We start from the raw sequence: 23,436 nt of genomic DNA on the forward strand, positions 1-23,436 counted from the left end.
ATTTGTTAGTTATGCTAACCTATAAAGTTAGTCAATCTTTCACCTTATCGCGGCGCGGCCCGAGAGGTGGAACTGCGGTACCCAATCGAAATCGCGCTGGAACGGCCAGCTTGGAACAGGGCGATGATGGTTGGGCAAGGAGGGGAGCGCCTGGTTCACGGCCCCCTCTGTCAGCGCCATGAGCGGGGTTTTCGCAACCACCGCCAGTTCGGGTGAAAGATAGCCGGATTTCACAACCAGCATCGTCTCGGTCGCAGGCTCGATGCCGAAACGGTGGAAATCGGCAAGATTGTGGAACGGGCGGCGGCGCTCGGTCAGGATCACGCGGTTGCCGGCCACCTCCACCAGCGCCTCATGGGCGGTACTGGCGGTTGGCAGAAGGATTTGCAGAACCCGCGCCTTTACCCGCACCTCCGCCCCATCCGAACCGAAGGCGTTGCCCAGATGCAGCATGACATCCGCCCCCTCCCCGCCGCACAGGCGGCAAGCGTGGCTGCGGGATCCGCGATTCCCGCCACAACGGCGCCGGCCATCCCCTGCGCGATCAGCGCCTCCAGCACATCGGCGCGGTCCCCCACGCCGCCCCCGGTCGGGTTGTCACCGCTGTCTGCCAGCACCACCGGATGTGCGGGGGATTGGCGGGCCAACCGCAAGCATGTCCCGAGGTCATCCGAGGTGACATCGAAGCTGAAATCCCTGCGCGCATTCCACCATGCGTTGGCGATCCGGTTCGATGCCGCCTGCATCGCACCCGCATCGGTACCGGTGACAACCGCCGCCGCCGTGGCACGCGGGGTGTCGGCCCAGACGTAGCCCACCATCATGTTGGTATCCAGAACACCCTCCGCGCCATCCTCCGGGGCCAGTTGCGCGTAGATATGCGATGCGGGCGCCACGCGGGTGGAGGTGCACTCCCCCGACAGCAGCACCGGCACCGGCGTCCAGCCGACAAGGGGGCGCGTGCCCGTCTGCAGACAGGTCTTCAGCATCCGCAGGGCACGATCATGCGTCCCCGCCACATCCTCATGCGGGGCGGTGCGATAGGCCGCAAAGATGTCGATCGCATCGACGATCCGTTGGGTGACATTGCCGTGCAGATCATAGCTGACGGCGATCGGGATATCCGGCCCCACCAGATCCCGCACGGACGTGATCCAGTCCCCCTCGGCATCCTCCAGCCCTTGGACGTGCATCGCGCCGTGCATCAGCAGAAGCACCCCCTGCACAGGCATCGCGGCCACAAGTCGCGCCAGAAAATCGGCCTTGAACCCGGCATAGACACCGGATGCCACCGGCCCGCCCGGCAACGAGCGGGCGTGGATCAGGGGCAGGAATTCTATCCCGTTGCAGAGGCTTTTATCGAAGGATGCCGTTACTTCCGCCCCTTCGGCCACGATAAAATCATCCCGTCCCTGAACCCGCGGGTTCATTGTGGAACATTCGGTATGGATGCCACCGACGGCAATGCGGATCATGGCGGGCTCCTCGGGGCAGATGTTACAGTTTGGGCATCAGGGCGGACAGCGTTGCGAACCGCCCCCAATCGCGGCGGGATTGCGGTGTCCAGCCCGCCTCGGCCACGGCGTGCAAACGTGGATAGACCATGTGATTGAAGATTTCGGGGGTATGGATGTGTTCACACCAGATACAGGCCTGCACACCCGCCAGCGCGCCACGGCTGCCCTCATCCAGATCCCCCTCGGGATCATAGGCATAGCAGGCCTCGGGGGTGACGGTACCGGCCCAATTGGTGCCGGGTTCGTTCCAACCATCGGCCTGTGTCATGTCGAGGTAATAGGCCTGCCCCGGACTGGCCACAACGCGGTACCCCTGCGCAGTCAGGGCCGGTACCAGTTCGGGCCGCTGCCATGCCACCAGCAATGTGCCCATGGTATCAACCCCCGCGCCATGGCTGACCTCATCCCAGCCTGCGAGATCCTTGCCGTGGCCCCGCAGGATTTTCTGCACCCGCCGCAGGAACCATGACTGGATCGCGGCCGTGCCCTGCAACCCTTCGGATTGCGCCAGAACCTGAATGCGCGGAGAGGTGAGCCAGGAGCCGTCCGCTACCTCGTCCGCGCCGACATGCACCCATTTTGCGGGAAACAGTTCGGCCACCTCGGCCAGAACCTTTTCCAGAAAATCCCACGTCTGCGGCAGGGCCGGGTTCAGGGCGTTGTTCGGATAGCCCTGTACCGAACGGTAGCTGTCGGCAGGTTCATCAGGATCGACCAGATGCGGAAGGGCGGCCAGAACCGCGGTACAATGGCCCGGAATATCGATTTCGGGAATGGTATCGATGAACAGTGACGCCGCATGACCAACAACGTGCCGGATCTGGTCCTTGGTATAATGGCCATCGTATTGCCGGTGGGCGTGGGCATATTGCCCCGGCAACCGGCAGTCCGGACCCCGCCTGGACCCGATTTCCACCAGTTCGGGAAAGGCGTCCACCTCGAACCGCCAGCCTTCGTCATCGGTCAGATGCCATTGGAAACGGTTCATCTTGGCCCAGGCCATCGTATCGATGAACCGGCAGACCTGCGCCGCGGACCAGAAGTGGCGCGAAACGTCCAGATGCGATCCGCGCCAGCCAAAGCGGGGGGCATCCGTGATGCGGCCCTTTGACGGAATGCGAAAACGGTCCGGTTCGGCAAGCGCGGCATGCACCATCTGCGCGACAGAGACGAGTCCGTAGTGGCGGCCTGCCGCATCGCCATATTCCAGTGTGATACCGCCCCCGGTGAACGACAGGGTGAATGCCTCGGCCCCCAGTGTGGCCTGCCGCATGTGCAGGGCGATCCCGTCATTGCCAAGGGTCAGGGGGGCTGCTGCATCGGAATGCAGGCGGCTGTGCAGATCGGCCACTGCCATCAGGGCGCGCCGGTCCTCGATACCGCCATCCCCCAGCGAGACGTGCATCCCTTCGCGCCACGCGTCGATATCGACGCCAGCCGGCCACGGGATCTGGAACAGCGGCATCTCCAGCATCTCCACCGGAACGGACCGCAGCGGCCCCTGCGACTGATCCACCGGCAGGCGGACCAGATCGCCCACGCTGACGGGGTGGTTTACGCCACCGGCAATCAGCACGGCAGATTTCGGGCCGTCATTGCGCTGCGCCGGTTGGCGCCCCGTGATGCCGGTGAAGCCGAATGTCCACGTGCCCCCCGGCGGAACGACCAGACCGTCGGGCATGCCGAATTCGTGGTAATTCGCGAAACGGCGCCTGAAATCCGCCCCATGGACTTGCGCATCATCGGCCATCCGCGTGATGGAGGTCAGCCCGATCACCGCCCCCGCCAGCGGCCCGTCCGAAAGGTTGTGCAGCGTCATGTCAAAGCGACAGTCCTCCAGCGCGGTGACCTTGTTGACGTATGTATCCAGTCGGTAATCGGGCATGGACTGTCCTTTGCAAATACGGAAGGCACCCGCCCCTGCACCAAAGAAGCAGGGGCGAACCATGGATGCCGTGGTCGGAACGCTATTCCCGGATCAGGACGCGGCCTGCAGCAACTGCGTCGGGTCCAGATCGGTCAGCGCAACATCCCGTTCGAAGGCGACGCCGTCGCGGTCGAACAGATGGCAATCCGATCCGGCGATCCCCAGATGCAGCGGCTGGTTCACTGCGGCAGGTGCCGAACCGGCCAGCACGGCGGTAAAGGGGGTTTCATCCTTGCCATAGGAGGCGTAGGCCACCGTCTGCATCCCCAACCGTTCGATCACGCGGGGCAGCAACGTCAGTTGCAGATCGCCACCGCCGGTTGTCAGATGCTCGGGACGGATGCCCAAGGTCAGCTTCTGCCCCTCCATTCCCGGACGACCGGCCACCGACAGGCGCAGCTTGCCGCCATCCTCCAGCCGCACGGTCACCCCGTCCAGACCGCTGCTTTCGCAGACAACGGGCAGGAAGTTCATCTTGGGATTGCCGATGAAACCGGCCACGAACAGGTTGGCGGGCTTGTGGTACAGTTCCAGCGGGCTGCCCACCTGCGAGATCAGGCCCCCGTCCAGCACCACGATACGGTCCGCCATGGTCATCGCCTCGACCTGATCATGGGTGACATAGATCATCGTGGCATCCAGTTCGGAATGCAGCTTTGACAGTTCCACCCGCATATCCGCACGCAACGCCGCATCCAGGTTCGACAGCGGTTCATCGAACAGGAACACCGACGGTTCACGCACGATCGCGCGGCCGATCGCCACCCGCTGCCTTTGCCCGCCGGACAGTTGCCCCGGTTTGTGGCCCAGACGTTCATCCAGCTTCAGAATGGCAGAGGCGCGGCGGACGCGGGCGTCCAGTTCGGCCTTCTTCATCTTTTCCACCCGCAGGGGAAAGGCGATATTCTCATAGACCGACATATGCGGATAAAGCGCATAGCTCTGGAAAACCATGGAAATGCCACGCTTTACCGGCGGCAGATCGTTTACGCGTTTGCCGTCGATCTGCACCTCTCCGGACGTAATCTCCTCCAGCCCGGCGATCATCCGCAGCAGGGTGGATTTGCCGCAACCCGAAGGCCCGACGAAGACCACGAATTCCCCATGGGCGATATCAAGGTCGATCCCCTTGATGACCTCCATCGTACCGTAGGTCTTGTGCACCGCACGCATGTTCAGCTGGCCCATGGGTGTTCCTTCGTCATCGGTCCAAAATTCTGGTCGATGCGGCGCAGGGCTGGGCCTGCGCCGCATATCCGCGTGTTACTGGACGTATTCCAGTTCTTCCTGCGCAACCTCGACGGCTTCGTCAGGCTCCACCTCGCCCAATACGACGCCCTGGATGGCCTCGACGATCGCATCCTGCATGGCGACATAATCGTTCACCAGCGGTTCGGGGCCGCCCTTGGAGACGATGTCGATGAAGGTGGACCAGCTTGCATCCCCTGCCAGCAGATCATCCACGGCCTTGCCCTCGCGGATGGGCGTGTACCCTTCGGCAATGTCGAAGGCCATCTGGTGATCGGGATCGGTCAGGTATTTCGCCAGCGACAGGGCCGCCTCCTCGACGCCCGAATTCTTGAACACGGCCAGGCTGTCGGTGATGAGCAGCGACGAGGACGATCCCATCGGACCGGCAGGTACCGGCGTGATGCCCCATTCGACATCATCGGGAATCCGGTCAAGCAGCCAGTGGCCGTCGATCATCATGGAAATCTTCTGTTCCGCGAACAGGGTTTCCAGCTTGCCGCGGTTGTAGGCCACGGGGCCCGGCTCGGAATAAGGGGCCAGGTTCTGGACCAGCGTCATGGTCTGGATGTTGTTCTCGCTGTCGAAGGCGAAATTCCCGTCCTCATCAACCACCTGACCACCGTTCGAATACATCAGGTTCAGGAACTGGTGCATCGTGTTGTCGAACGAGGCGGCTGCCATGCCGTAGCCTGCGGCCCCGGTGTTTTCCGTGACGGCCTTTGCGGCGGCAAGCAGTTCGTCAAAGGTGGTGGGGGGGCTTTCGGGGTCGAGGCCGGCCTCGCGGAACAGGGCCTTGTTGTAGAACAGCGCCTTGGTCGAAAACGCGCGCGGCAGGCCCCAGGCCTTGCCATCAAAGGATACGGTGCCGAGGATCGGGGCGGCGTAGCTTGCCTTTTCCTCATCCGTCAGATCGACCGGAACGATCAGCCCGTTCGTGGCCAGCTGCTTCAGCGTACGGGACCCCATGTAGGCCAGCGCCGGCGGATTGCCTGCGGATGCCAGCGTCATGGATTTTTCCTGGCATTGCCCCCACGGAACATATTCGACGTTGACCGTGAAGTCGGGGTTCTGTTCCACCCATTCATCGATGAAGCCCTGCTGCACCGGAATGCCGGGGGTCGTGTCATCGCCGCACATGATCATATGCAGCGGCTCGGCGGCAAAGGCACCGGTGGCCGATGTGCCGGCCACGACAGCGGCGCCCAGAATTGATGTGAGTTTTTTCATGTCTTCAAACTTCCTGTTGATCTAATTTTATTATTTTAGAAAGTCGGGCCGGGGCGGCCCAACTCAGGATTTCACCGCACCCGCCGTCAGACCGGCAACGATGTATTTCTGCAAAAAGACGTACAGCAGCAGGACGGGCAGGATGCCTACGAGGCTGGCTGCCATCAGCTCGTTCCAGACCACATGCTGGCGGCCGAAGAACTGGTAGAGGCCGACGGGCAGCGGATTCAGTTCGTTGACCGAATTGAAAGTCAGCGCATAAAGGAACTGCTGCGCATAGGCCGCGATGAAGGTGGTGATGGCGACGACCATGATCCCCGGCATCGCCACCGGAATGATGACCCGGACCAGCGTGTAAAGGCGCCCTGCCCCGTCAACCAGCGCAGCCTCCTCCAGCTCGGGCGGGATCTTCATCAGATAGGAGCGCAGCAGCCAGATCCCCGTGGGAATGACAAAGGCCACCCCCGGCGCGATCATGGCGAAATAGGTGTTCAGCAACCCGAGGTTCTGCATCACCTTGTACAGCGGAATGATCAGCACGGCGCCGGAGACCATGTTGACGGCCAGAAAGCAGCCCATCATCACGTTGCGGCCTTTGAATTCGAACCGTGAAAAGGCGTAGGACGCCGGTATGATCGCCATCAGCCCCAGCACGGTGACAGCCGCCGCGATGAAGAACGAGTTCAGCATGTAGCGCCACAGCAGCGGCACCGATTTCCACATGGTGAAATAGGCGTCGAACGACATGCCTTCGGTAACGAAGCGGTAGGGGATGGAGAACAACCCGTCCAATGGCCGGAGCGAGACAAGGAACGCCTCGACGAAGGGAGCCAGTACGAAGACCAGCAGCAGCCCCAGACCAAGATAGATGAGGACATATTCCCACCAGCGATAACGGTCGATCATCACATGGCCCCTTTCTTCGAAAGCTTGCGGATCATGGCGAAATACAGAAGCGAGAAAATGGTCAGGAAGATCACGATCATCACCGCGCGGGCAGACCCCTCCCCATAGCGGAAGCGGGAAATGGCGGTCTTGTAGGTATCGATGATCATCGTCGTGGTGGCGTTGCGCGGGCCGCCCTCGGTCAGGATCCAGATGATGTCGAAGGAATTGAACGTCCAGATCGCGGAAAGCAGCGACATCGTGGCCATGGCCGGCATGATCATCGGCATCGTGATGCGGCGGAACCGGTAGAACCGCGATGCGCCGTCGGTCCATGCCGCCTCATACAGATCGCGCGGCACGCTTTGCATGGCGGCCAGCAGATATACGGCGACCAGCGGCGTGCCGATCCAGACATCGGTGACGATCGTCGCCATGAAGGCGGAATTCTTGAAGGCCAGAAACTCGAACGGGCCGGACAGAAGCCCGATGCGTTGGCCCAGACCCGAAATCATGCCGAACTGGCCGTTGTACATCCATCCCCATATGAACACGCCGATCGCGATCGGAACGATCCACGGCGGCATGATCAGGATGCGCATCAGCGTGCGCCCCGGCACGGCCGCATTCAGGAGAACCGCCGCCAGCAGACCGACCACCATCTTCAGCGTGACGCCGATCACCATCCAGGCAAAGGTGCGGCCCACCACCTCGGGGAAGTTGCGGGCAAACATCTTCTGATAATTTTCAAGCCCGACATAATGGGTTTCGGGATTCATCGATGCGTCGGTAAAGGACAGCCGCAGCGTTTCCGCGAGTGGCCATGCCACGATGACCAGGGTAATCACGACCGCGGGCACAAGCAGCAGATAGGGAAACCAGTCGATCGGTTTGCTGGGCTGGGACATTCTGGATCATTCCTTTTTGTGCAGGCCGTAGCTGTCGAATTTTCGCCATGTCTCGGCCATATCGACCACGCTGCGGGTCACGCGGGCACGGTCCATGGCCAGTGCCGTCAGCCCGGCCTCCAGCGCATCGAGCACGGTGACCTTCAGCGGAATGCCCTCATCGATCCATGCGGCAATATCGCGGGCCATGGCATCATCGGCCCCGTAATGGTTGTGCCGTGTGGGGCCGACGTGGTCGTTCTCGCTGATCGTCCTTTCGGTGAACGCATCCGTCAGTTTGAACGTGTTGCGGATGAAGTCGCCCTCGGCCATGCCACGGGTGCCCATGACGGCAAAACGGCGGAATTCATCAGGGACGTTCAGATTGGTATGGAAGGTCAGCGCGGTGCCGTTTTCATATTCCACAAGTGCTGTCTGGTAATCCACGATGTCCCCATCGCTTTCGAAGACAGCTTCGGACCCACCCCAACGGGGTACATAGCTGTTCATCCGCCGTGATCCGGCGGGCAGACGATCGGCGCCCAGCATTTCATAGTCCGGCATCCGTTCCGGGCGGTTGGCCGGAACAAAGCTTTTGCGTCCGCCGAAAGAGGATACGTAGCGTGGCCTGCATCCGACCAGCCCCTGATACAGGTCGATGTCATGGCAGCACTTTTCCAGCATGAAGCCGCCGGAATATTTCGAATGGCGCCGCCAGTCCCGCATGAAGAACGAGCCGTGATACCCGGCGATATGTTCAGATGCCTCGATCGAGGCGATATCCCCCAACTGGCCGCTGGCCTTGGCCTGCTGCAACATCACGTAGAGCGGCGAGTAGCGCAGCACCAGGCCGATCATCACACGCTGGTGGCCGCCATGATCGCGCATCAGTTCCAACAGCTCGAAGGTTTCCTCCTCGCTGATCACCACGGGCTTTTCTGCAAAGATGTAGGGAATATCCGCCTCGATGGCCGCGCGCAGATGATCCAGATGCATATGGTTCGGAGAACCGACCATCAGCATGTCCAGTGTCTCGGACGCCAGCATCTGTTCCAGCGTGTCATATGCGGTCAGTTCGCGCCCGATCTCTCCCTCCAGATAATCGCGGCCTGCGGGGGTCGGATCCGCGAATGCGGTGAATTCGTAATCCGCCTTGGTCTGGGCGAACAGCGTCGCAACATGCGAGATGCGGGCACCCAGCCCGACGATACCGACCTTCATATGTCGTTCCTTCCTGCCAGAATGGCTTGTCTGAGCGCGCGGACCTTTGCGGCATCCGTGCGGCGCAGGCCACCTGCCGGCGCGAAGCCCATGCTCACCTCGCGCGCGGTGGCGGGATGCGCCGTGGTACAAGAGGCGTGCAGGCTGTGCGCGCCCGTCCGCGTCAGGATGTCCGGCGCATTTTCGGCGGTGATCCCCGAACCGGGCAGGATCTCGATACGGGCCGCCGCGATCTGCACCAGACGCGCCAGCATGTCGGCGCCCTCTGCCGCAGTCGGGGCACTGCCTGAGGTAAGGATACGATCGAAGCCGAGCGCCACCGCATCCTCGACCGCCTGCACCAGATCCTGCGTCATATCGAACGCGCGGATCAGGACGAATTCCATATCGCCCGCTGCATCGCGCAGCCGTGCCGTCGCCGTTGGGTCCAGACGGTTGTTTTTGTCCAGAACCCCGACGCCAACACCGGCCAGCCCGAGCTGGCGTGCATAGGCAACATCCTGGCACATCACGTCCAGTTCTGCCCCGGTCATCATGAAACCGCCCACGCAGGGACGGATCAGGGCAATGACGGGCACCGAAAGCTTTGCCGCCTGCTGCATCATCGCGGCAGAAGGCGTAAGCCCGCCCAACGCCAGTGCCGAACAGAGCTCTAACCGGTCACATCCGCCCTCGATCGCGACATGGGCGTCCGACAGACGATCCACACACACTTCGAGCAAGACCTGCGGATGGGCCTGCGATGGCGACACGGAGGATAAGCGATGGATGGCAGACAAATGACAGCTCCACGTTTGTAAGCAAGCTGACCTATCAATGTTTGTTTTGCAACATATTTTTGACGCCGTTAATAATAGATGCGTTCGATATGCATCATTTATAGGCGGGAATGATCGAAATCTGATAGCAAACCATGGAGGGCCATATTCATACAGGGCTTGCTTGACTGCGCAAGAAGCGTGCCGAGGGTTGTAATGTGGGGGGTATATGCAGGCACCGCAGTAAGCATGGAAATGCACGCAGCAGAATGTATGATATACTCATCCTATTGTTTAAAATGGTAAATGTTCTTTGGCGTGATGCCGCGCAGACATCAAGACATGACCGTATTCAGCGGGCTGTTCGTTTTCCGAGTAAGGCCACTGATCGATGAACGCCCGCGCCCATCTTATACGCATTGCACGCAGAGCATGACAAAATACTGTTGATTGCTACGCTAATAAATAAGAAAACAAAACTAACAATGAGGTATTTGACCATGCGCCCATCCCCTGCCCCGCTTCCCGCCCGGACCCGTTGGACCAGTGTCCTTTGTGACTCGCTTGAAAAGATATTTCCCGATACCGCGCCCCGGCCTGTTTCAATGGACATCGCGTTGAACACATGGCCCGGCGGAAGGGTGTCGGTACAGGTTGCGCTGCTTGCTCCCTCGGTCACTGCCGGCCGTGTTGTGCCTGCCCCGCCCGAAGGCGTAGTCCCCTTTATCACGGTGACCTCCCCACCTGTGGATTCTGTGACGGTCAGCAGCTTTGCCGTGGATCTCGTTCCCGCGCGGTTTCTGGCGTTCGAACAGCAGGATCGGAATTATCTTCGCACGGATGCGGGGCTTTGGCCCGACCCGTTGCGGCCCCTGCCCATCGGCGAGGCTGTGAAGCTGTACCCGGGGCAATGGCAATCGATCTGGGTAGACTTGGATATCGCACCCGATGCCGCAGCGGGTCAGAAAACCATCGAACTGGTGGTGCAGTTGACGGATGGCACCGAGATTGCCCGGCACCGGGTACCGATTACCGTATTCGACATCCGGCCAGACAAGCTGGGCATCGTCAACACCATCTGGATGCATTGCGACGGTATCGCCCATCAAAGCAGGTCGGAGCCGTTCAGCCCGGCCTTCATGGCGCTGGCGGAAAGCTGCATGCAAGCGGCGCGTGACCTCGGATGCAATTCCATCCTCGTTCCGGCTTGGACGCCACCGCTGGACACGGCAATCGGCGCCGAGCGTTTGCCCACGCAACTGGTTGGCATTACGGAAACAGCGGCGGGTGAATACAGGTTCGATTTTGATCGGCTGATCGACTGGCTGGCGCGGATGCGGCGCCTTGGCTTCACACACGCCGAGATGCCGCATTTCTTTACCCAATGGGGCGCGAATGCGACGCCCGCGATCTACGTGGATCACGATGGCACGGTGGAACGGCGCTTTGGCTGGGATGTTGCGGCAACGGACCCGTCATATCGGCTGTTCCTGTCGCAGTTCATCCCGGCATTGCGTGCTGTTCTGGATCGGGAATGGGGGTTGGACCGCTGCCTGTTCCACATCTCGGATGAACCCGAGGCGCATATGGCCCCCGGTTTTGGTGCCGCACGGGCAGTGGTCGAGCCACTGCTGGAAGGCTGCACGATCATCGATGCCATGAGCGATATCGAGCTTTATGACAAAGGGCTGGTCACCCTGCCCGTGGTTTCCATCGACCACGCCGGTGATTTTCTGGCACGCGATATTGCCCCCATCTGGCTTTATTATTGCGTGGCGCAGCATCGTGAGGTTGCGAACCGCTTTTTTGCAACGCCACCTGCCCGCAACCGGGTGCTGGGCAGCCAGCTGTGGCTGACAGGGGCGCGCGGCTTCCTGCATTGGGGGCTGAACTTCTGGAACACCGCCCATTCCACCCGCCCCGTTGACCCCTTTCGCGAAACCGATGCCGGGGGGGCCTTTCCCGCCGGCGATCCCTTCATCATCTATCCCGGGCCAGAGAATACCATATGGCATTCCATCCGTGGGCGCGTTGCGGCAGAAGCAATGGTCGATTTGCAGCTGATGGAAACCCTGGAGTCACTGGCCGGGCGTGACGCCGTGCTGTCAATCGTTGATCCGGATCGGACCCTAACGCTGATCCACTACCCGCAGGACCCCAATCATTTCCACCGCCAGCGTGCAAGGCTGGTGGAGGCGATTGCAGAGGTTCGGACGCAATAACTGCGGATCGGGTATCCGGCGCCTCATATGCGGCGGATACCTGCGCCCTGCCCCGGCGTGGGCTGCGGCACCTTAAAAACCGCTGATGATCTCTATTTTGGACCCATCTGAGAAGCGGCTGAACCGGAATGGCGCAGGATCGACCAGCGGGGTGCTTCCCGTTACCAGATCCGCCGCCAACCGCCCCGCAGCAGGTCCTATCCCGAACCCGTGGCCAGAAAACCCCGTCGCAATATAGAACCCGGGGATCGTATCAACCGCAGAGATGACCGGAACGGCATCCGGTGTGACATCGATCGCCCCCGCCCACCGCTGTGCGATCTTGGCCTTATCGAACACGGGAAATGCTTTGCGCAGGTTTTCCAAAGAGCGGTCTTGCAGGTGCAACGCGGGTTTCGGGTCCAGCACACGGTTATACTCAAAGGGGCTCGCCTCATCCAGCGACCACTTGTTGGGAATGCGGGCCTCATCGTAGAATTGCCCACCGAACCGCAGCATCAATGCTGACCACTGCGACCCGAGCGCCGGAAGAAAATCGCGCATGTAGCGAAAACTGTCGGGGACAATATTGACCACATTCCGGAAACCGTTTGCCACCGTATAGCCGCCGTCCTGTCGTTTGCGGATGGAAAAGCCCTGTGCCCAGATTGAATGCTCCGGCCCGCCCTGCAGCGGCGTGGTGCGAATGACCGAGTTTATCACCTTCAACTGAGGCAGGCGCAAACCGCTGTTCCGGGCGAACAGGCTGCACCATGCCCCACCGGCCAGCACCACCTGGTCACAGGCAATCTCACCCCGCTCGGTAACGACGCCGCAGACCTGGCCCGCCTTTGTCTCAATGCCACGAACGGCACATTCCGTCAGGATATGGGCGCCACGATCACGAGCAGCCTCGGCAATGGCCGGAGCTGCCTTTTGCGGTTCGGCCCGCGCATCACCAAGGGTAAACAGTGCGCCCTTCAGGGTCATGGTCGATGAGGGTGACATCGCCGCAAATTCCGCCGGCGACAACATGCGGCTGCCAAGATCGTAATCCCTCAGGTGCAGCAGCCAGCGTTGATGCTCTTCAAACTCCTTGTCGGTGGCACAGGCAAAGGCAATGCCCGCGCGTTTGTACCCAAGATCACGACCGGTCCGTTCGGCCAATGTGGGCCATATGCGCAGCGCCTCGGCCATCAGCGGCACCTCGCGCGGATCGCGCCGGGTAATACGCACCCACCCCCAATTGCGACCGGATTGCTCATGGCCGATCCCGCCCTTTTCACAAAGCGCGACCTTCACCCCCTGCTCTGCCAGCTCCAACGCGGTAGAGGCGCCGATAATACCGCCCCCGATGACAACAACATCTACCTTTTCGGGAAGATCGGCATTGCCATGAACTGGAACTACATATGGGCCGGGCATACCAAAGGCGCTCCTTGAGTTGGCTACGTTTAGCAATGCATAATTTTGCTAAGAACAGATAATGGATGAGAATTCTTGGACGGTGAGTGTTCGAAAGAACTACTGGGTGGTACGAAAATAGTGATTCAGATTTGGTCGACAAGCAAGGAAATTTCCTTCCCGTGGTCGTTCCCCTGTACTTTACGTCCTGACTATAGTCTCCACTGTGTTTTCCCAAAGGGCACCACGCGAATTGCTATGTTTGGGGATCTGAATTTCCTACTTTGTACAAAGTCCTGATCTTGTTCCATAGCAACTACCCTGTCTAACAAAGTTGACAGCTGTCAACTTTCGCAGTTGGCGTTCCCACCAGTGCCCGCACCATAGGCGATACATCAAAATTCCCGCCAGTTGCTTTTCTCGAAATGGTACGAAGATAAGCCCCAGGCCTCGTGATTTTTGAGAAACGCTGCAATATGCACAGTACAGCTGTCGCAGCGGATGCAAGCCCCATTCGTTCTACAGCCTCTATCCAGGTTGATCTGTCAATTCCCGTCATGGGATAGATGTTTTCTGCGGCTTTGATTATCTGCGGCCATGTTCTCAGCTCATTCTCTGCATAGCTTCTTGCTTCAGTGCATACTGAAACCACCTCTGCTGCAGTGACTGAATGATTACTCTTTTCAACATTCGGATGTGCTTTAGATTCAGATATTAGTTTGTTTGAATTCTGTATGTGCCGCTCATTTTGACTGTCATTGCTGCTCATTTCTTCTGCGTCGTCTGGCATATAGGAACTTGCTCCAGACAGCATATTGCCGACTTTTACTGCAATATGCTTCAATGCATCTAGGGACAACTTACGGCGGATAGATCGTTGGATCTCCACAATGGAAGCCCAGACCATACCGTCATTGCTTGGCACCAATCGGCTCAGATCGCGCAAATGTAACACAACCTTTTCGCGAAGCTCTTTGACGATCTGCTCTTCTCGGCGTGTGTTTTCGGCGGCGTTTTGAAATTCTTGGCAGCGAACCAGCAGGGGCCGCAGGTCGAACCCGAAGGCTCGTGTTATCGTGCCGTGGCCATCTTGGCGGGCAAAGCGTTTTCCGTTCGGGCTGTCATGGCGAAGGATCAGGCCCGCAGTAACCAGAGCGGCAATATGCCGGCGCAGGGTACTTTCCGGCATCCCGTGCAGGCGTTCGGACAGCTTCGCATTCGAAGGGAATACGATCGTCGGCTGGACGGTGTTAAGAGTTTGGCCAGGATAGAATGATACCAAGGCCTGCAGGACCGTCAGATCACGATCAGTAACGCCCAGTGTTTTCCGCGCTACAGATACGTCACGCAGAATTGCCCATTTATCCAGGGTAATGTCAGGGCAGGGGGCATCTGCCAACTTCCGATGTGCCAAGTGGCCATCAGAAACCGGGCGCCGCCCAAAGGACGTCGTTGCAATATGCTTCATTTGCGTTCACGAGGATGCAAATTCCAAGCCGTCGGAATGACGGGTGTTGACAGCTGTCAACTTTTGCCGTTAGGTACGAGTGCTTAGATCGACGAAACGGCCTCTCGGGATGTCATGTCCTGGGGGGCTTTTTGTTTGCTGTCCTGGGTGTGCCTCCTTGTTGTTTCGGGTTCATTCCTCGCGCTGGCGAAGCCAGTCACGGTGAATGCTGTCCATGTTCGCAATCAGCCAGTCGTCAAATCCGGCAGATTTTGTGCGAGACAATGTAAGGGTTGTATTTCTGGCCGTTTGCGTGACTGCCCCGATCGGGCCGTTCGCCCCCGCAAGGGTGGGCTTCGTCGCTGCTTTGGGGCGGTTCGTCACATGCGCCAACACGGCCTCGAACCTTGCATCCGATGTGGCGCCTTGTGCCGCATCGATCAGCTGCTTGGGCTGGATGTCACGCATACGTTCGATCAGCGTTTTCCAGCGATCACGGCCGATACCCGGCGCTGCCCCTATGGCTGACAGCAGGGAAGGGGGGACAGCATCCGCAATCGAAAGCATACGTGAAATCAATGTCTTGTCGATCTGTAGCGCATCACAGATCACCTTGCGGTCAAATCCGTTATCGCGCATCTGGCGGGCAAAGCTGGCCTTTTCAATGAAGGAAAGATCCTTGCGCGCCGTATTCTCCTGACCCTGGGCGATGACCAGATCACGATCATTCAGGTCGCGGACCATTGCCTTGACGGGTTGGCCAAGCAGCTTCATCGCGGCTACACGGCGGCGGCCATAGACGATTTCGAACCGGCCTTCGGCTGTAGAAGAATGCCGCAGCAGAACAGGCACCTGTTGCCCGTATTCCCGCATGGAGTCTGCCAATAGCGCTATGCCCTCGGGATCGTCGTCCAGACGGTCGCGAAGGCCTGCGTGGTCGATCATCTCGATCGGGACTTCGATCACCGAGCGATTGCGCAGATCGGCGATGGATTGGCTGACCGCGCCGATGGCCCCTTTGGTGACCCGCGGCGAAGATTGCATCGTCGGCGCGGGGGAGGGGACAGCAAACCCTTGAGTAAATCCTTGCGTGCCATCAGCTTGCTCCCTTTCTGCCCCATGCCGCCTGGATCAGGCCCTCAATTTCGCCGTTCACAGCGTTGAGGCTTTCCATGGCACGTTCATAGGTGGAGCGCGTGAATTGACCGCGTTCCACCTCGTAAAGCGTCTGTTTGGTAATTCCCGCATCCGAAATCGCGGTGGATTTCAGGACCGGATGGTTCAGCACATGATCCCCGAACATGGACCGCATGAAGCTGACCATCTGGTTCTGGGGCCCGTCGCCGGGTTCGTAGCGTGTCACGACATAACGCAGCCAGTCATGGCTCATGTTGCCGCCGGCCTCGGCCACGACACCCAACAGGTTGGATGTCATCAGCAGGAACTGGCACATCGACATGACGTCCAGCATCTGCGGATGCACCGTCACCAGAACGGCCGTTGCGGCGGAAAGTGCGGACATCGTCAGGAACCCCAGCTGGGGCGGGCAATCCATGACAACCACATCATAATCATCCCGCACCTCGGCCAGCTTGTCACCGACGCGGGTAAAGAAAAACTGAGCGGAGCGTTCGGCCAGCGCACGGGGCGTATCATGCTCGAACTCCATCAGGTCCAGATTGCCCGGAATGATGTCGAGATTTGGAAAGTAGCTTTTGCGAATCACGTCCCTGATCGGAACGGGGTCGTCGTAGCGGATGGCGTCATACAGCGTGCCGCCGTCAATCAGATCGAACTCGGGCTGGAATCCGTGCAATGCGGAAAAGCTGGCCTGCGGATCCAGATCCACGGCCAGTACCCGATATCCGTCCAATGCAAGCTTCTGCGCCAGATGGGCGGCAGTGGTCGTCTTGCCGGAGCCGCCCTTGAAATTGATGACGGTGATGACCTGAAGATGGTCTCCCTCACGACGGCCGGGCAGGTAGGTACCCGGCGTTTTCGTTCCTTTTTCAAGGAGTTGTCGTAGATCCTGCACATCCTGAAGGCTATAATAGCGCCGCCCACCGGCCCGTGTTTCGGGAGAGGGGCCGCGCCCGTCAAGATGGAGCTTGCGCAGGTAGGCATCCTTGACGCCAAGCAGATCGGCAACTTCACCACTGGTGAATTTGCGCAATTCCTTGCTGGCATCCGGTGGGAAAAGCTGCTCACGATGCGCCTGCAGACGCTCGGAAAGCCGCTGCGCATGTTCGCCCACCAGAACGTCGATCCGTTCCTGTCGCGCCATTTCTGCCCTCATGTCCGAGCCGTGTGTTACGCTTCAGCTCGTGTTATTTGCTTCTTACCGTAAGTGATTGGACGAGATTCCGGATTCGGGCAAGCAAATTTTTACACAGCGGCCTGTTTTCCCTCCGCTTGCGCAGACCGTACAGCGACCTTGAGGATCATTCCGAGATTCATGGCGCGAATGATAGGCAGGGCATTCGTTATCGTTTTCGATAAATAGTGCAACCCTTCGGGTAATCCGGACCGATATTATCCTAAAAGATAAAATCGGATTGCGTCCTGCACAAACGGGCATATATTATCGCAAACGATAAGAGGGCGCATGGATCATCACGATACTCCTGCCATTCTGAAGGCAACCGGCGATCGGGTACGGGCGGCCCGCACGGCGGCCCAGCTCAACCTGGCACAGCTGGCGCGTCTGACCGGGATCAGCCAAGCCGCCCTCTCGCTGATCGAGACGGGCAAGCGGGATCCGCGACTGACAACCCTGCACCGGATTGCCACCGCACTACGTGTGCCCCTTGCATCATTTGTGGCGCATGACGGCACAACGGCGAACGCCCCCTCTACCGGCAGGGGGCACGATCTGACGGATTTTCTTGAATGACGGATGGACCTGCAACCGCATCATCGCCAGCAGAGGTGCCGGTCTGGTTCTATTCCTTTCCGGTGGGCAGGATCGGGGTCGCACCTGACGGGGCGCTCTTCTTTCGCTATGATGATACATGGCTGGCAACCGAAGGGGCATTTCCCCTGTCCTGCACGATGCCGAAAAGCACCGATGTCTATGGCACGGATGTCATCTCTCCGTGGATCGCGAACCTTCTGCCGGAAGAGGATCAGCTGCGGATCCTGACGCGCTCTCTCGGGCTGGATCAATCCGACAGCCTGGCGGTGCTGCAGGAAATCGGCGGCGATACCGCCGGGGCGCTCTCATTCGGCCCGCTGGAGCCGGACCGGACCCCGGGCCATATCCGGTTGACCGACTTCTACGGGGTCGATGACCCGGATGCGGCATTGGCCCTGCATATCGACGATCTGAGCCGTCGCCCGTTTCTGGCGGGGGAGGATGGCGTGCGGCAATCACTGGCAGGCGGGCAGAAGAAGACGGCCCTGGCCGTGCTTGATGCGCAGGGTCTGCCGGTTTACCGGATGCCGGGGGCAGGGGACCAGCTTGCCATTCCACGCAACGGCGCCCCCTCGACGGTCATTCTGAAGCCGGACAATCCGAACCTGCCGGGGATCGTGGAGAACGAGGTGTTCTGCCTGAGGCTGGCGGCCGCCATCGGCATTCGGGCGGCAGAGACAACGGTCATCACGGCAGGGTCGCGCAGCGCGCTTTGCAGCCTGCGGTATGATCGCCGCATGACACGGGGTCGCGGCATCATCCGCGTACATCAGGAGGATTTTGCCCAGGCGAACGGCCTCCCCCCCGGTCGAAAATATGAACGCGGCACGATCCCCGGCTTGTCTCTGGGCGGCATTCTCGATACCGCACGTATCCTGCCGCCAACCGATGCGCTGGCGCTGATCGATCAGGTCATCTTCAATATGCTGGTGGCCAATACGGATGCCCATGCCAAGAATTATTCGATCCTGTTTCCCCTGATACCGTCCCCGCGGCTTGCCCCGCTGTACGATGTATCAAGCGTTCTGCCCTGGCCGCATGTGAACCAGTTCCACGCACAGAATATCGCCGGGAAAAAGCGCAGGCCCGGCGATATTGCCGCGCGGCACTGGAATGCGATTGCGTTGGCACAGGGGTACAGGCCGGCCGATATCAGGCGCCGTGTTCAGGAACTGGCCGATGCGATCGTCGCGCAAAAGATCGCGGTCATCACAGAGGTGTCGGCGCTTGCGGGAGTATCGGCAGGATATGTCACCGAGGCCGCCGATATGATCGAGGCGAATGCCCTGCGCATCGCCGGGCGCCTGCGTAAACCGGCAATGTGATCCGGGTGCAGAAGCGAAACAGGGATATCATACGTCCTGTCCCGTAGAACGCGGGGCCCCCATGACAGAGGCCCCGCATGTTTCGACCCGTCAGGCCGCTGCAGTCTCGCGGGGCAGTTTGCCCACGATTTTCAATACCGCGATATACAGCACCGGCACCAGGATAATCCCGAACGTGGCGGAAAAGATGATGCCGCCCAGCATTCCCGTTCCGATCGATTTCTGTGCCGCGGCACCGGCACCGCTGGCCGTTGCAAGCGGCAGGATGCCGAAGCCGAATGCCAGCGTTGTCATCAGGATCGGGCGAAGCCGTTGGCGCGATGCAAGCAGGATGGAATCGAAAACGTCCTTGCCGGATTTGCGCAGGGTTTCCGCGAACTCGATGATCAGGATCGCGTTCCGCGCCGCAAGGCCGATGGTCGTCAGCAGGCCCACCTTGAAATAGATGTCATTCGACTGACCGAAGGTCATTGTCATGAGGAATGTCCCAAGAATGCCGATCGGCACCGCCAGCAGCACCGCAAAGGGCACGGTCCAGCTTTCATAAAGAACGGCAAGGCACAGGAATACGACCAGCACCGACAGGCTGTACAGAAGCGGTTCCTGGCTGCCCGACAGACGTTCCTGATAGGAAAGCCCCGTCCAGGCCGACGTGTAGCCGCCATCCAGATCGGACACCATTTCCGCCATGGCGTTCATGGCATCGCCCGAGCTGACGCCGGTGGCAGCAGCCCCCGACAGTTCCAGCGCCCGCGTGCCGCCGTAATGTTGCAGCTTGGGCGGGATCTGCACCCATTCCTTGGTCATGAAGGCCGCGAATGGCACCATCTCTCCGTCGTCATTGGTGGTGTACCATGAATCGATGTCGTCCGGCTGCATCCGCCACTTGGCATCGCCCTGCACGATCACCTCGCGCAATTCGCCGTTCAGGGTGAAATCGTTCACGTAGTTGCTGGCGAAGATCGTGGTCAGCGCCGAGTTGATGTCCGACAGCGTCATGCCGAATGCCTTGGCTTTCTGCTGGTCGATGTTCATCCGCAAGGACGGGGTGTCCTTGTTGTCATTGCCGCGGATACTGGTGACACGACCATCCTCCTGCGCGTCGGCCACAAGCTGGTCCGCCGCCTCGTTCAGCGCATCCGTGCCGTTCCCCGTCCGGTCCACAAGGTACATGGTAAAGCCGGATACGCTGCCCAATCCCTGAATTGCAGGGGGCTGCAGGAACAGGACCTGCCCCAGGCGGCTGTTGGCGAATTTCCTGTTCGCACGGTCTGCCAGTTCGCCCGCTGTGCCGGTCCGGTCATCGAAGTCCTTCAGCTTGATGAACAGCATCGCGGCATTCTGGCCGTTTCCGTCGAAGCTGAAGCCCAATGCCGCGAACACGTTTTCAACGACGTCGGATTCGTCGTTCAGCATGTAGTCCTCGACCGCCTTCACCGCGTCTTCGGTTTGGGCCTTGGTGGCCGTATCGGGCAGGGTGACCATCGTCATCAGAACGCCCTGATCCTCGGTCGGCAGAAAGCCCGTGCGCAGGTTGTCATAGGTCCACCAGCAGGCCCCGGCAACAACCGCAACCACGATCAGGATGCGGATAGGACGGGTAATCAGGCGCCGGACCACGTTGATGTAGCCGCCCGTCAGCCGGTCCACGCCCGTGTTGAACATCCGCAGCGGTGCAGGCACGCGCTTTTCATGAACAGGCTTCAGGAACTGCACGCACATCACGGGCGTCAGAATCAGGGCCACGAACAGCGACAGCACCATCGCCGTGATGATCGTGATGGAGAACTGCTTGAAGATGACGCCGGTCGAACCACCCAGAAACGCCATGGGCAGAAACACGACCGAAAGCACCGTCACGATCCCGACCAGCGCGCTCGAAATCTCGTGCATGCTTTTCTGCGTGGCTTCCAGAGGGGAAAGTCCCTCCTCCTCCATCACCCGTTCAACGTTTTCCACCACGACGATCGCGTCATCCACCAGCAGGCCGATGGCAAGAACCAGCGCGAACATCGTCAGCGTGTTGATGGTCATGCCCAGAAAGGCAAGCATCCCGAAGGTGCCCAGCAGAACGATAGGCACGGCGATGATCGGGATCAGTGTCGAACGCCAGTTCTGCAGGAACAGCAGGATGATCAGAAGCACAAGGCCGATGGCCTCGGCCAGGGTGTGATAGACCTGGTTGATGGATTCCTCGACAAAGGGCGAGGTGTCATAGGGGTATTCGACGCTGATCCCCGACGGAAGCTGTTCACCGATGCTGTCCAGCAGCTCGCGCACACGCGCGGCGGTATCGACGGCGTTCGCCCCTGTGGCAAGGTTCACCCCGAACCCGGCTGCGGGTTTGCCGTCAAAGCGGCTGGAAAGGGTGCTGTCCTCCTCACCGAGCTCTACCGTGGCGACATCCGCCAGATAGACGGTGGAGCCATCCTCGTTGGTCTTGAGCAGGATGCCCTCGAAATCCTCGACGGTCGAAAGCTGCGATTGCGCGCTCAGCGATACGGTGAACTGCTGCCCTTTGATGGCCGGCTGATCGCCCAGAGATCCCACGGAGACGTTGGTATTCTGTTCGGCAACCGCGGTCGTCACGTCATCGGCCGAGATCTGGTACTGGTACATCCGCTCCGGATCCAGCCAGATGCGCATCGCGTATTCCGAGCCGAGGCTGTTGATGGAGCCGACGCCTTCCAGACGCTGTACCGGGTCCTCGATCAGCCGCCCCACGATATCGCCCAGCTCGACGGAACTTCGGCTGCCGTCGTCGGAAACCAGCGCCCCCACCAGCAGGATGGAGGTGGTGGAACGGGTCACGCTGATGCCGTTGTTGGTCACGGTGTCGGGCAGCTGCGATTCAACAAGCTGCAGCTTGTTCTGCACCTGCACCTGCGCGATATCGGGGTCCACGCTATCATCGAACACCAGCGAGATGCTGGATGACCCTTCGGAGGTGCTGGAGGTCATATAGGTCAGACCGTCCAGACCCGTCATGCCCTGCTCGATGATGGTCGTGACCGAGTTCTCGACGATCTGCGCCGAGGCACCCGTATAGCTGGCCGAGATACGCACCGTCGTCGGTGCGATGTCCGGGTATTGGGAAATGGGAAGCGAGGTGATCCCGAACACGCCCGCAAGCATGGTCACGATCGCCAGAACCCATGCGAAGACGGGTCGGTTGATGAAGAAATTGGCCATCCGGTTATTCCTCCGCGTCAGTCGCGTCGGAAATGTCCTGAACCAGCCCGTTCTCGTCCAGCGTCGCCTCTACGGGCGAGATCTTGCTGCCTGCCTTTACGAATTTCAGACCATCCACGATGATGCGCGTATCCGGCTCGATACCGTCTGTCACGATCCAGCTGTTGTTCCAGCTTCCCTCGTCGTTGAAGCGGATCGTCTGGGCCGTGCCATCCTCTCCGGCAACAAGCGCCGAAAGCGTGCCGTCGATCTCGCGCGTGGCGGCGCGCTGCGGCACAAGATAGGCGTTGATGGTTCCCAGCTCCACCTTGCCGCGGACGAACATGCCCGGAAGGATCACACCATCGGGGTTGTTGAACTGGAAGCGGATGGAAACGGTGCCCGTCGTGGTCGATACCGTGTGGGCCGGGGCAACAAGCGATCCGGTCGTCATGTAGGTCTCGCCGTTCTCGAGGATCAGCGAGGCCGGAATGCTCTCGCTCATCTGCAGGATTCCGGCCTCGGCCTGGCGGCGGACCTTCAGGATGCGCGCGCTGGTTTCCAGAATATCGACATCGATCGGGTCAAGGCTGGTGATCGTGGTCAGCGCATCCGTCTGGCCGCTGGTGACAAGATCGCCCACCGACACCTCGGGGGTGGCGGCATAGCCCTCCAGAGGGCTGGTAATCGTCGTCCAGGACAATTGCACCTTCGAATAATCAAGGGCCGCCTGCGCCGCCTCCAGTGTTGCCTTGGCGGTGGCAAGGGTGGATTGCGCTTCTTCCACATCGGCCTGCGTCACACCGGAGCCTTCCAGCTTCGCGGCACGGTCATAGGCCGCCTGCGCCACCGGCAATGCGGCCTGTGCCGTTGACAGATCCGCCTCATCCGATGCCACAGCCGCCGCATAGCTTGCATCATCCAGCACGAACAGGGGATCACCCACCTTGATCAGCACGTTCGGATCATATTCGACGCTTTGGACAACACCGTCCACCCGCGGCCGGATATCGGCCTGTTCATGCGCAACCGCCCGTCCGGGAATGGTATAGCTGCGCGGAACGTCCTGCCGCTCCATCGTCACGACGCCGACCTCGATCGGCTGCGCCGCACCACCGCCGGGCGGGCCACCGGGGGGGGCCTGTGCCAGAACAGGTGTGCCCAGGATCGAAAGCACCATCATTGTCAGAATGGATTGCAGCACCATGGGCCAGCTCCGGCGGGCGGAACGCGAAGGCGCAGTGATTACGTTTCGGTCGGGGAGGGCTATCATATATCCGTAATCCTTTATCGGAGAGCGG

The 23,436-nt window shown here is 60.2% G+C and carries 16 protein-coding genes and 1 pseudogene; 3 read left to right on the plus strand and 14 right to left on the minus strand.

Annotated features, from left to right (window positions below; genetic code table 11):
* Window positions 1–39: 39 nt before the first annotated feature.
* From TR36_RS12200 to TR36_RS12235, 8 genes and pseudogenes are all read right to left on the minus strand, one after another.
* Window positions 40–1,475: pseudogene (locus TR36_RS12200) on the minus strand (M81 family metallopeptidase).
* 22 nt (window positions 1,476–1,497) lie between these two features.
* Window positions 1,498–3,402, minus strand: a complete 1,905-nt coding sequence (locus TR36_RS12205; RefSeq protein WP_045393020.1) for a beta-N-acetylhexosaminidase — start codon at window positions 3,400–3,402, stop codon at window positions 1,498–1,500.
* Window positions 3,403–3,495: 93 nt separating this feature from the next.
* Entirely contained in the window at window positions 3,496–4,632 is a 1,137-nt protein-coding gene (locus TR36_RS12210; RefSeq protein WP_045393017.1) for an ABC transporter ATP-binding protein, read from the minus strand.
* Window positions 4,633–4,707: 75 nt separating this feature from the next.
* Window positions 4,708–5,922 carry an ABC transporter substrate-binding protein gene (locus TR36_RS12215; protein WP_045393014.1) on the minus strand — a complete coding sequence of 405 codons (1,215 nt, stop codon included), beginning with the start codon at window positions 5,920–5,922 and terminating at the stop codon, window positions 4,708–4,710.
* 63 nt (window positions 5,923–5,985) lie between these two features.
* Window positions 5,986–6,828, minus strand: a complete 843-nt coding sequence (locus tag TR36_RS12220) for a carbohydrate ABC transporter permease (protein WP_045393010.1) — start codon at window positions 6,826–6,828, stop codon at window positions 5,986–5,988.
* Window positions 6,828–7,715, minus strand: coding sequence for a carbohydrate ABC transporter permease (locus TR36_RS12225; protein ID WP_045393007.1), 888 nt, complete (start codon window positions 7,713–7,715; stop codon window positions 6,828–6,830). Before TR36_RS12225 ends, TR36_RS12220 begins: the two co-directional genes overlap by 1 nt.
* A gap of 6 nt (window positions 7,716–7,721) precedes the next feature.
* Window positions 7,722–8,915, minus strand: a complete 1,194-nt coding sequence (locus TR36_RS12230) for a Gfo/Idh/MocA family protein (RefSeq protein ID WP_062763360.1) — start codon at window positions 8,913–8,915, stop codon at window positions 7,722–7,724.
* A complete protein-coding gene (locus TR36_RS12235) occupies window positions 8,912–9,694 on the minus strand; it encodes a copper homeostasis protein CutC (RefSeq protein ID WP_237763582.1) in 783 nt (260 codons plus the stop codon). The genes TR36_RS12230 and TR36_RS12235 overlap by 4 nt, the downstream gene beginning before the upstream one ends.
* A 596-nt stretch (window positions 9,695–10,290) precedes the next feature.
* Between TR36_RS12235 and TR36_RS12240 the strand changes: the two genes are divergently transcribed.
* The gene (locus tag TR36_RS12240; protein ID WP_192841353.1) at window positions 10,291–11,895 is read left to right on the plus strand and encodes a DUF4091 domain-containing protein; all 1,605 of its coding nucleotides are present in this window, start codon (window positions 10,291–10,293) and stop codon (window positions 11,893–11,895) included.
* Window positions 11,896–11,967: 72 nt separating this feature from the next.
* Here TR36_RS12240 and TR36_RS12245 read toward each other — a convergent pair whose 3' ends face one another.
* The 4 genes from TR36_RS12245 to repA form a co-directional block, all read right to left on the minus strand.
* Window positions 11,968–13,299, minus strand: a complete 1,332-nt coding sequence (locus TR36_RS12245) for an FAD-binding oxidoreductase (RefSeq protein WP_062763366.1) — start codon at window positions 13,297–13,299, stop codon at window positions 11,968–11,970.
* A gap of 304 nt (window positions 13,300–13,603) precedes the next feature.
* Window positions 13,604–14,746: a plasmid replication protein RepC gene (gene repC, locus TR36_RS14970; protein WP_082714962.1), complete on the minus strand. Its 1,143-nt coding sequence runs from the start codon at window positions 14,744–14,746 to the stop codon at window positions 13,604–13,606.
* A gap of 171 nt (window positions 14,747–14,917) precedes the next feature.
* Complete coding sequence (repB, locus tag TR36_RS12255) at window positions 14,918–15,769, minus strand: plasmid partitioning protein RepB (RefSeq protein ID WP_237763583.1); 852 nt, start codon at window positions 15,767–15,769, stop codon at window positions 14,918–14,920.
* A gap of 52 nt (window positions 15,770–15,821) precedes the next feature.
* On the minus strand, window positions 15,822–17,009 hold the full coding sequence (gene repA / locus TR36_RS12260) for a plasmid partitioning protein RepA (protein WP_062763369.1): 1,188 nt from the start codon (window positions 17,007–17,009) through the stop codon (window positions 15,822–15,824).
* A 321-nt stretch (window positions 17,010–17,330) separates the two neighbouring features.
* On the opposite strand from repA, the gene TR36_RS12265 reads away from it, so the two are divergent.
* A complete protein-coding gene (locus tag TR36_RS12265) occupies window positions 17,331–17,618 on the plus strand; it encodes a helix-turn-helix domain-containing protein (RefSeq protein WP_052362668.1) in 288 nt (95 codons plus the stop codon).
* Window positions 17,615–18,964 (plus strand): HipA domain-containing protein, encoded by a 1,350-nt coding sequence (locus TR36_RS12270; protein WP_052362667.1) that lies wholly within the window; start codon window positions 17,615–17,617, stop codon window positions 18,962–18,964. Before TR36_RS12265 ends, TR36_RS12270 begins: the two co-directional genes overlap by 4 nt.
* A 90-nt stretch (window positions 18,965–19,054) precedes the next feature.
* Here the strand turns inward: TR36_RS12270 and TR36_RS12275 are convergent, their stop codons facing one another.
* Window positions 19,055–22,156 (minus strand): efflux RND transporter permease subunit, encoded by a 3,102-nt coding sequence (locus TR36_RS12275; RefSeq protein ID WP_062763371.1) that lies wholly within the window; start codon window positions 22,154–22,156, stop codon window positions 19,055–19,057.
* A gap of 4 nt (window positions 22,157–22,160) precedes the next feature.
* On the minus strand, window positions 22,161–23,408 hold the full coding sequence (locus tag TR36_RS12280; protein WP_192841354.1) for an efflux RND transporter periplasmic adaptor subunit: 1,248 nt from the start codon (window positions 23,406–23,408) through the stop codon (window positions 22,161–22,163).
* Window positions 23,409–23,436: the final 28 nt, after the last annotated feature.

The sequence above is a fragment of the Falsirhodobacter sp. alg1 genome (genome assembly GCF_000739715.2).
Classification (GTDB): Bacteria; Pseudomonadota; Alphaproteobacteria; order Rhodobacterales; family Rhodobacteraceae; genus Falsirhodobacter.